Origin of the sequence: Bacillus sp. 220_BSPC (genome assembly GCF_001054655.1) — a bacterium.
In the GTDB taxonomy this organism is placed as follows: domain Bacteria; phylum Bacillota; class Bacilli; order Bacillales; family DSM-1321; genus Peribacillus; species Peribacillus frigoritolerans.
Genome location: NZ_JVPL01000143.1, coordinates 1 through 9,659, shown reverse-complemented (window position 1 = coordinate 9,659; position 9,659 = coordinate 1). Strand labels below are relative to the sequence as shown.

The following is a 9,659-nucleotide window of genomic DNA, read 5'->3' as shown; positions in this document are numbered from 1 at the left end:
CCTGATGCGGATATTGAAGAGTTAAAAAGAGCAGCCAAATATAGAGGATTTTTATAAAAAAAAAGCCCTGATTTAAGGGCTTTTTTTTGTGCCAATAACCTAATTACGTATGATTTCTTATTGAACTAACCTGCCCCTTTAGTTCCATAAGAAAAGAAGCTGCCTTAGAGACAGCTCCGATCTTCAGCTAACGCACCCGTTAGTTGCATAAGAAAAGGAGCTACTGATTAGCTCCTGTTAATGAAGTAAAGCACCCGTTCGCACAATAAGTGATATTGATTTTTTTTACATTAAACCTATTACTACCCCAATAATTGAAAAAGAAAATACTAATAAAATCAATAAGATTATTAAAGGAGCTATCTTCTTTAGAAATCCTTCTTCTTTGTTTTTAAAACTTATATAACTAAAAACCAGGCTAAGTACACCTGTAATAATAGAACTAAAAAATAATACTTTTAGGAAAACAACCATCATACCTTCAGGTTTATCAGGAGCAAATTCATAAGCAATAAACATTGTTATTGCACTTATAATGCTTAATATCGCAGATCTTTTGCTGTATTTTTCGTTCATTTGTTTTAAACTCCCTCATCTTTAACTAAGAAACCTTAAGTTAAACAATTTTTTATATGAAAATATTATAATTCCACAAATCACAGTTACTCCTACAAATGTGAAAAAGTAAAGAAAAGGAGAATTTACCTTACCAAAAACTACTTCATTTTGAAGTGTTTCTACTTTATCCCATGCACTTGCAATATCTGGTTTATAGTTCCTTGTTTTTATATATCCGACTAACATCATACCGACTAAATAGATTATATGAATTGCAATTGAACCAATAAATGCTTGAAAAACCAGCTTCATTTAGACCCTCCTTTACAACCTCATACTACCATAATAACCCATATGTGTTAATGAACTAAACTGCCCCGTTAGTTTAAGTACAATATTTCACAAACTTTCTTTTGGTAAAAGAAAAAGAGGGAATTCACCCCATAATCCATTCATATAAAAAATATCCGCCTGTACCTATTAAAAAGTATTTAAGAAAAATCAAAAGTTTACTTGGCTTATCGTGATTTGCAAGTAACATAACTAATCCAAATAGAACCCCAAATCCAAGTGATTTAAATAAAAGTGTCATTTTAACCGTCCTTAAACAAAAGTTAATGTGATTATAAATTTTAGATAACAGTATTTTTTAAAAGTAACCTGCCCCGATAGTTTAAGTACATTTCTTCACAATCTTATAACAACCTAAACATAAATTTCCAATTTTTGTTTAGGTTGCTGAACAAAAGTAAAAAAGCAAACATTTCATAAATAAATTATTATTTGTCCCAAAACTCGTCCTTTTCTGAACACACCACTGTTCGATTTGAAAAAGACGTTTTTTATTACCTTTCTCGTAACAAAACCCTGTTCATTATTCTTCGTTCAATAACCTAACTCTTTTTATCTTATGTTACAATAAATATAAAGGAAAAATAAGAAAGAGTGATTTGAGTGTTAATTGGATATGCACGTGTGTCGACGGGATTACAAAATTTAGATTTACAGATGGACGCCCTTACGCAATATGGGTGTTCCAAAATTTTCCACGATAAAATGAGTGGGGCAAAAAGGCAGCGTCCTGGTTTAGAGGAAGCGCTTCAGTATGCACGTGAAGGCGATACGATTGTTGTTTGGCGATTGGATCGATTAGGACGCAATATGCAAGATTTAATTCAAATTGTGAATAGCTTAAATGAACGTGGTGTGGGCTTCCACAGTCTACAAGAAAATTTAACAATGGAAAAAAGTAATGCCACAGGCCAATTGATGTTTCATCTATTTGCGGCATTTGCGGAATTTGAACGTAATTTAATTGAGGAACGTTCGGCTGCCGGGAGATCTGCAGCTAGAGCACGTGGTCGTCTTGGAGGACGTCCTGAAAAATTTGGACCGAAAGATATTGAAATGATGAAGTCACTAATTGAAAATGGTACACCGATTAAAGACGTCGCAGAAAAATGGGGTGTATCTCGAACAACGATTTATCGGTATTTAGAAAAACAGTAAATCGGAAAGGTTGATGTCTATGCAAAATGAACTTCCTCCATTAACAGCTTATTCAGAAAAACAGCGAGAAACAGCCAAGGAAAAATATAAAGTCATTGCGCCGTATCTTCAAAATGAGAAAACATTAACTGTCCTTACTGAAGAAACCGGCATCGCAAAAAGAACGCTACAATACTGGATTCGGGACTATAAACAATTTGGATTAAAAGGTTTAATTAGAAAAACAAGAAATGATGCTGGCAAAATACTTTCAGAACCGGAAGTTGTCGTGTCGATTGAACAGTTGATTTTGAAGTACAAAAGGAACTCACTGACGTCTATTCATAGAATGATCTGTGAGCAATGTCTGAAACAAGGATGGCAACAACCAAGTTATTATCAAGTGTATAAGATATCGCAGTCTCTTTCGCAAAGCTTAAAGACGTTAGCGCATGATGGCCAAAAAGCATACGGAAATCAATTCGATCTAATTCATCGAAGAGAAGCAAGCTATCCCAATGAGATTTGGCAAGCCGACCATACGTTACTCGATATCCTTGTGCTTAATGAAAAAGAACAACCCGAACGACCTTGGTTGACGATTATTTTAGATGACTACAGCCGAGCAGTCGCTGGCTATTTTTTAACCTTTCAAGCACCTTCGGCTATCCAAACAGCACTCGCTTTACATCAGGCCATTTGGCGAAAACGAAATCTAGATTGGCCAACCTGTGGAATTCCTGAACAGTTTTATACCGATCATGGTAGTGATTTTACATCGAATCATTTAGAGCAAGTGGCCATTGATTTGAAAATGAACCTCGTTTTTTCAGCAGTGGGCGTTCCAAGAGGTCGTGGGAAAATTGAACGCTTCTTTTCAAGCGTCAACCAATTGTTTTTACAAGACTTACCTGGATATATAGGAAATGGTACAAAGGATACCCTTTTGACGTTGAAAGAACTGGATGGAAAATTAGCCGATTTTATTGTGTACAATTATCATCACCGTACTCATGGAACAACTAAAAAAGCACCGATTCATACTTGGAATGATACAGGATTTTTACCAAATATGCCGGAAAATTTAGAAAGTCTAGACCTATTACTGCTACATGTTGCCAAAGCAAGAAAAGTACATTCGGACGGGATTCATTTCCAAGGTCTAAGATATATTGATGTCACACTTGCTGCGTACGTCGGTGAAACGGTTGTGATTCGTTACGATCCACGAGACCTTGCTGAAATAAGAGTTTTTTACGAAGATCACTATTTATGTACGCCTATTTCTCCTGAAATTTCCGATTATACAGTGGATTTAAAAGACATTATTTCTGCTAGAAATAAACGGAAACGTTCTTTAAAAAATCAAATCACCCCAGAGAAAACCCTCATTGAAGAAATTATCCATTCTAAACAAAGCCAAATAGAAGTGGGTTCGGAGAAAACTGAACCAATCAAATCAAAATTGAAGAGGTATTTCAATGAGTAACACACAAACATTTATTGAAACGAAGGAATATAAGCGATTCGCAGAGTTTTGTGATGCATGTATCAAGTATCAATATATGGGAATTTGTTATGGTCTACCTGGTGTGGGGAAAACATTGTCTGCTAAACAGTATGCACGATGGGATTACCTCGAGAAGCAGATTAACTATGAAAAAGTTGAATTTATAGACGCTCATGCAGACGAAAAAATTTTAGAATGTCATACGCTTTTCTATACTGCCCCACCTGTTAGTGCAACGAAATTAACTGGTGCCATTCATGTGATAGGAGCTCGATTAAATATAGTGAAAGATGTCTATCGGGCACGTATTGGTGAGAAGGAATTAAATACTTCGAAGGCTTTTAAAGGGATTAACTTAATTATAGTGGATGAAATCGATCGTCTGAAACTACAACATTTAGAGCAACTTCGTGACATCTATGACCAACATGACTTAGCCATGGTTTTCATAGGGATGCCAGGGATTGAAAAAAGGTTAGCACGTTATCCCCAGCTTTATTCCCGCATTGGATTTGCACATGAATATCAGAAACTCAGTAAAGACGAGATGCACCATATTTTAGAATATAAATGGGATGAATTAGGTATTTCTATTAAACGAGAGGACTTTTCCGATTATGAGGCACTTACTAGCATAATGAAAGTCACAAATGGTAACTTTAGACTTATCCACCGTCTATTTACACAAATTGAGCGAATCCTTGAAATCAATAACCTTTCATCAATTACCACCGAAGTAGTAGAGGCTGCACGAAATAGTTTAGTGATTGGACATAATTAATGAAGAAACCCAGCTGATCTTCTAATGTGAAGGTTGCTGGGTTTTATAGTTGAGTGTGCAAAATAGTACTTAAAAAAGGTGCAAAATAACTCCTAAAATGACAGATTAACATTAATAGTAAAATCAGCATTATACAAAAGTTAATACTTTTAGACAGTTGTTCAAAATTTAATTGCATTTTCTATTGACTAAACGTTCATTCAATAATAAAATAAATCTGAAAATTCAGTGATAAAAAAGGAGGGGTTGCATTGGATTTACATTTCGAGGTTAATGGCAAGGGGCTTCCTGTTGTTCTTATTCATGGTGGTGGTGTTGATTTAAGGCAATGGACATTTTTAGCATCTCTTTTAACAAAAAATTACCAAGTGATCGTTTTTGATGGCCGTGGTGCCGGAAAATCCCCATCCCCCATAAAACATGCAAACTATGTAGAGGATGTATTGGCACTAATGGATTACCTGGAACTTAATCAGGCAACGATTATAGGTCATTCCATGGGCGGGCAGATTGCCACTGATTTCGCCCTTAATTACCCAGAAAGGGTATCGAAACTTGTATTAATTGCTCCTTCTTTAACTGGTTTTCCCTATTCAAAGGAGTTTGAACAATATCATAACAAGATATTGGAAAGTGCCCCCAATATAGATAAGATGTTAGAGCTTGCCCTTCATTCACCAACATATCAAGTTGTTATCGATAGTCCGCACAAAGATCTCACTGTCCAAATGCTCAGGCATCATTTCGGGCGCTTGCTTAAGTGGCCCGCTGAATTCTGCATGATATGGCCACAGCCGCCAGCAATGGAACGATTAGAAGAATTGAACACCGAAACTTTATTCTTTATCGGCAAAAAGGACTTGGCAGATAATTTCCGAGTTGCCGATTGTTTCCGAAAGGTTCCAAACATCCGTTTCATCGAAATAGAGGATGCCGATCATATGCTGCCCCTCACCCATTCTGAAGTTTTATATCAAGAATTCACTGCTTTTATGGAGGATTGAAGACAAAATGCCACGTACACCAGAAGAGAATGACCGTATTCGCCAAGCATCCAAAGAAAAAATTCGCGCTGCAGCCATGGAGTTATTTATAAAACAAGGCTATTACACTACTTCCATAAGCGATATAGCCAAGCAGGCGGGCATTTCGAAAGGGTTACTCTATAACTATTACAAAGGAAAAGAAGAGCTGCTTTCTGAAATGGTCGAAGCCAGAATCAGGGAAGTGGTGGAAGTCATGGAAGAAGCGTTCACGCTAAATACACCTCGTGAACAGCTTGAACATATTATCAATGGTGCCATTGATAATATCCTCCAAAAACCAGAAGTCCACCGGTTCTATCTACACCTTCAAACTCAGCCAGAGTCTGATGAAGAGTTGATAAAATACAGTCATCTCATACTTGAAGAAAATGCTAGACAATTTGAGTTTCAATGTAAAATATTTGAAAGTATGGGTGAAAAGGATCCAAGGAAACGATCGTTATATTTTTCATCTGTGCTACAAGGAATTATGTTGATGATATCCACCTATCAACAAGGGTTTCCGGTAGAAGAAATAAAGAACCAGATTATAAGCGAGTTTTGTAACTAATCTGAATGAAGATTTAAAGAGGAACTTCCACAATCGGGCGCTAATATGGAGAAAAATGAGATCGTCAACAAAAAAATCTCCATGATTATCTATAGGCCCTATTTTATGCCTAAAGTTTTAACAATTAATAGCTGAATTCTTTGTGATCTTGATAAGATGATCCCGTAATAAAAAAATCTCTTCAGAAACCTAACTGAAGAGATTTTTTTCGTAACGGCCCGCTTGAACCCAAAACGATAAATGAAGACGATAACTCTGCCCATCTATTCTACTAACAGAATACCGTCGGCAATCGGGCGTTCACCTGCTGCATCAGATGGTCTTGTGACTCGGTCATCCCCAACTGTCATGGTCGTCGATCCGCCGCCGTCAAGATTGATGGCATCGACTGCCCCTAATGACTTCATGACTTTCGCACTTTCTTCAAAATTAGCTCCCACGCTCCATCCGGGTGCGCGTCCATCAATGGTGACAAATAATAAATTGCCATTCTCTTTGATTCCTGCAAGCGTTCTTGGATTACGACGTTCCCCAAAACGATAATAAAAACCTGGATCTTCTTCCCAGTGAAAGCCTTCCTCTACGGCATTAATGGAAATTTCTCCGTTTTCCAATAATCGAGGACCTCCATTAATCATACTTGAAGTTTGGTCTAATTTTAATTGCTTTCCATCCCCGATGATTTTACTTTTCACTTGAATCTTCATTCCTTGTCGGGCATGGTCACGAAGCCACTCTGCCGCCTCCCCCGTTCCCGCAAGAACAGAACCACTGCTTGGAATGTCTCCCCCACGCTTGTTACGGATTTCCGCCACTACCCCGGCATGATTTACTACCACTTCCATACCGTCGCCCGATTCTGTCTTTTCACCAAATACGGACGTATATTGGATAAGTTCACTTTCATCCTTACAAGTAAAATCATGTTTTGCCCGTTCTGTTGTCGTATCCCCTCCAACACCGCCACAATTGCGGATTAATCCTGGCTTCCGATTTAACCCATCCACTTCCCTAACCGCACCATCAGATGAAGTAGCCTGTATCGACGTGGACACAGATGCAATGTTTGCCTTCTCTTCAACAGTAGATAAAATCAGAGCTGAACGGCCATTTATAGCTTCACTGACAAGTTGACCTTTGCTTGCAAATATACCGGCAAGATCGCCTGGTGTTCCATCCTTCTCTCCCATAACGAAGTATCCAGCATTAACTCCTGCAATGGCATCCTTTCTATCAGAGATTTGGGTCAATGTTTCTTTTCCTGCCACTGCATCATTTGCTAATTCAGGCACCACATGCCCATTAAATCGATCCTGATCCACTTCAAGGACGTTCACTACCCATGGTCCTGTTGTTTTCTCTCCGTCTTCACCCGTATACACAGTCCGAAGTCCCGTATATCCTTTTTCAGATAACTTGTTTCTCATTTCGGCTGCATCCGCTTCCAGCTGATATTGACCGATGCGAACAATGTACCCAAGCGCTCCCTTTTTCCGGTCATCCACGGCCCGATCCGATTCTTTTATGATATGAGCATTTTTGAAACCGTCTTTCTTTAAACTTTCCAACAATTTCTTTGCCTGCTTTTGTGTTTCTACAAATGCCACATCCACTGTATAAAAGTCTTTAGAAGATGTTTCACCACGATTGATTTTGGTATACTTCACTCCTGGTGCTAGATTCATGGAGGTTCTTTTCTCCTGCAAATTTGGCGTTCCTAGCGGAAGCAAATGATTTTTCATTTGCACTTGTGATTGAACATTCAATTTTGCTTGAACTGGAGTTTCGGGAATGGCATTTACAAACATCACAGATGCCAGACTAATAGAGGCGATAGGCAAAATTGGCTTTTTCCATAATTTTTTCATTTTTTTCCTCCAATAAAGTTATGTCCTCCTTTAACTTTATTGTCTAAATGTGATGGAAAATTAAAAAAACTATTATATTTCAGTCAATTTTAAGTGAACAAAAATGAGTATAAATACTCGATAAATATTACAATTCAGATTTGTGATTGAATAAATTTTGAGTATTTTGTCTTTGTATACAGTTAATCAAAATTTTTGCTGGCTAATCGTGAATATTATAAGATATGTGTGGGGTTATCTCCTAGGAGGCGAAATTTATGGAGACAGTAAAAAAGAACTTGTTGTTAATACCAATCATTTTGTCGGTTATCAATGTTATCTGCCTTGCTTCATTCCTTATTGGACTTAGTGTTATGAACCACCCAATTTCAAGCATTTTAACTGATTTAGGGTTGTTATGCCCATTGATCGCAACTTTATCATTCTTCTATTTAGTGATTAAAGTCAAAAAGCATTCCGCATTAAAGTACTTTCATTTCGTAAATGCGGTTACATTTCTTGTCCCCATATGTATTCTTACGTTTCTTATACTTCGATTCTTAAACGATTGGGATATTTACTTTTAAAATGACTGCTATTTTTTCATTTATACAAAAAAAGCCCTCATAGGGCTTTTTTGCTAAGCTAATTTTAAGCATAATAGTTCTATTCCATTTCAAATATCATCCAAATAGTTTTGCAAAGGTATTTTCACCGGCGATGCCGTCTGCAGAAAATCCATTGGCCCTTTGAAATGCCTTCACAGCTATTTCCGTTCCGCTTCCAAAGATACCATCCATGCCATGTGGATTATGTCCTTCCAAATAAAGTGCAGCTTGAAGGATATAGGTGATATTCCCTTCCGCCCCTTCCCTAACATTAGGTGAAGCCGCTTTTGTTTGGGGTCCCCATATTCCATCAACCTTAATCTTTGCACCATATTGTTTATTCAATTCGGTTTGAAAACCCTTGATCAGGGCTTTTTTAGTATTGGGACCATAATATCCATCAACATCTATTTTTGAACTATATCTGCTATTTAATGTCCTCTGAATTGACTTGATAGTTTGATTGCCGCTGTCCTTTGCTGGTGTATCTTTTACAATGACTTCAGATTCGACTTGTGTAGCTGGTGGAGTGGTTCCATTCACTTTTGATATCAGTCTAGGCTTTGTTCCCGCATTTAACTGAGAATAAGTCAGTCCGCCCGTCATATCCAAGTGCGGATAATCTTTAAAGTTTGACCAATCCCCGCCCCATGCAAAGCCCAAGGATTTACCAATAGCCGCTACACGTCTCCATTTTGCATCAACTGTCCATTTGGCATTCTTTCCATCATCGCTGACGATGAAATAATCAATGGCTAGTCCATAGTTATGATAAGATTGACCTGGCTTCGCGTTGGTCACTCTCGGTTTCGATAAATCACTATAGTTTTTACCATCGTATATATAACCTAGGCGACCTTGACCATATAGCTTTGCTTGCTCTTCCATAGACCGATAACCTGCGCTGATTTGCACGAAAATGCTTTCTTGGTATGCCCGTTTAACCATTTCCAAGGCTGATTCTTTTACGACTGGATGAATTCCGCTGCCCATATTCTTTTCTGAACGATCCAATAAAGTTTCTAATTTAACCGTCAATTCAATCACCTCCTAATATGTTATGGTGCTAATTAGGAAATGCTTGTACACCTACCTTGACGTTACAAAAAAATCGCCCTTTTTATGTGAGTCTAGTAAGCTTTCATCGTTCTAAAATAAAAAAGGCACAACCCCTAATGGAATTGTGCTTTTTTATATTGGCTGTTTTCGCATACTTAGTTCCTATTTACCAAGTAGTGCGGTGTGGTTGATTTCCCCTCCAGATGCTCGCT

The 9,659-nt window shown here is 37.7% G+C and carries 11 protein-coding genes; 6 read left to right on the top strand and 5 right to left on the bottom strand.

All coding sequences use genetic code 11. The annotated features are described in order from the left end of the window. Positions 1-285: 285 nt before the first annotated feature. From ADA55_RS09350 to ADA55_RS29275, 3 genes are all read right to left on the bottom strand, one after another. Positions 286-576, bottom strand: coding sequence for a hypothetical protein (locus ADA55_RS09350; protein WP_034311919.1), 291 nt, complete (start codon positions 574-576; stop codon positions 286-288). Positions 577-597: 21 nt separating this feature from the next. After that, positions 598-870, bottom strand: coding sequence for a membrane protein (locus tag ADA55_RS09345; protein WP_048682476.1), 273 nt, complete (start codon positions 868-870; stop codon positions 598-600). A 124-nt stretch (positions 871-994) separates the two neighbouring features. Further along, positions 995-1,150 carry a hypothetical protein gene (locus tag ADA55_RS29275; RefSeq protein ID WP_153246111.1) on the bottom strand — a complete coding sequence of 52 codons (156 nt, stop codon included), beginning with the start codon at positions 1,148-1,150 and terminating at the stop codon, positions 995-997. Between the two features lie 362 nt (positions 1,151-1,512). Here ADA55_RS29275 and ADA55_RS09340 point away from each other — a divergent pair, with 362 nt between their 5' ends. From ADA55_RS09340 to ADA55_RS09320, 5 genes are all read left to right on the top strand, one after another. Continuing rightward, positions 1,513-2,067: a recombinase family protein gene (locus tag ADA55_RS09340; RefSeq protein WP_048682472.1), complete on the top strand. Its 555-nt coding sequence runs from the start codon at positions 1,513-1,515 to the stop codon at positions 2,065-2,067. Positions 2,068-2,086: 19 nt separating this feature from the next. Continuing rightward, complete coding sequence (locus tag ADA55_RS09335; RefSeq protein ID WP_048682469.1) at positions 2,087-3,535, top strand: Mu transposase C-terminal domain-containing protein; 1,449 nt, start codon at positions 2,087-2,089, stop codon at positions 3,533-3,535. Continuing rightward, positions 3,528-4,337 carry an AAA family ATPase gene (locus tag ADA55_RS09330; RefSeq protein WP_048682466.1) on the top strand — a complete coding sequence of 270 codons (810 nt, stop codon included), beginning with the start codon at positions 3,528-3,530 and terminating at the stop codon, positions 4,335-4,337. The genes ADA55_RS09335 and ADA55_RS09330 overlap by 8 nt, the downstream gene beginning before the upstream one ends. Before the next feature lie 251 nt (positions 4,338-4,588). After that, positions 4,589-5,341: an alpha/beta fold hydrolase gene (locus tag ADA55_RS09325; protein WP_048682464.1), complete on the top strand. Its 753-nt coding sequence runs from the start codon at positions 4,589-4,591 to the stop codon at positions 5,339-5,341. A gap of 7 nt (positions 5,342-5,348) precedes the next feature. Then, complete coding sequence (locus ADA55_RS09320) at positions 5,349-5,933, top strand: TetR/AcrR family transcriptional regulator (protein WP_048682462.1); 585 nt, start codon at positions 5,349-5,351, stop codon at positions 5,931-5,933. A gap of 263 nt (positions 5,934-6,196) precedes the next feature. Here ADA55_RS09320 and ADA55_RS09315 read toward each other — a convergent pair whose 3' ends face one another. Then, on the bottom strand, positions 6,197-7,801 hold the full coding sequence (locus ADA55_RS09315) for a phosphodiester glycosidase family protein (protein WP_048682458.1): 1,605 nt from the start codon (positions 7,799-7,801) through the stop codon (positions 6,197-6,199). Positions 7,802-8,058: 257 nt separating this feature from the next. Between ADA55_RS09315 and ADA55_RS09310 the strand changes: the two genes are divergently transcribed. After that, complete coding sequence (locus ADA55_RS09310; protein ID WP_048682452.1) at positions 8,059-8,367, top strand: hypothetical protein; 309 nt, start codon at positions 8,059-8,061, stop codon at positions 8,365-8,367. Between the two features lie 96 nt (positions 8,368-8,463). Here the strand turns inward: ADA55_RS09310 and ADA55_RS09305 are convergent, their stop codons facing one another. Further along, positions 8,464-9,426, bottom strand: coding sequence for a peptidoglycan-binding protein (locus tag ADA55_RS09305; protein ID WP_048682448.1), 963 nt, complete (start codon positions 9,424-9,426; stop codon positions 8,464-8,466). Positions 9,427-9,659: the final 233 nt, after the last annotated feature.

Excerpts from the sequence above, each read along its gene's own strand:
- ADA55_RS09350 (WP_034311919.1), bottom strand. The coding sequence starts at position 576 with ATGAACGAAAAATACAGCAAAAGATCTGCGATATTAAGCATTATAAGT.
- ADA55_RS09345 (WP_048682476.1), bottom strand. The coding sequence starts at position 870 with ATGAAGCTGGTTTTTCAAGCATTTATTGGTTCAATTGCAATTCATATA.
- ADA55_RS29275 (WP_153246111.1), bottom strand. The coding sequence starts at position 1,150 with ATGACACTTTTATTTAAATCACTTGGATTTGGGGTTCTATTTGGATTA.
- ADA55_RS09335 (WP_048682469.1), top strand. The coding sequence starts at position 2,087 with ATGCAAAATGAACTTCCTCCATTAACAGCTTATTCAGAAAAACAGCGA.
- ADA55_RS09330 (WP_048682466.1), top strand. The coding sequence starts at position 3,528 with ATGAGTAACACACAAACATTTATTGAAACGAAGGAATATAAGCGATTC.
- ADA55_RS09320 (WP_048682462.1), top strand. The coding sequence starts at position 5,349 with ATGCCACGTACACCAGAAGAGAATGACCGTATTCGCCAAGCATCCAAA.
- ADA55_RS09315 (WP_048682458.1), bottom strand. The coding sequence starts at position 7,801 with ATGAAAAAATTATGGAAAAAGCCAATTTTGCCTATCGCCTCTATTAGT.
- ADA55_RS09310 (WP_048682452.1), top strand. The coding sequence starts at position 8,059 with ATGGAGACAGTAAAAAAGAACTTGTTGTTAATACCAATCATTTTGTCG.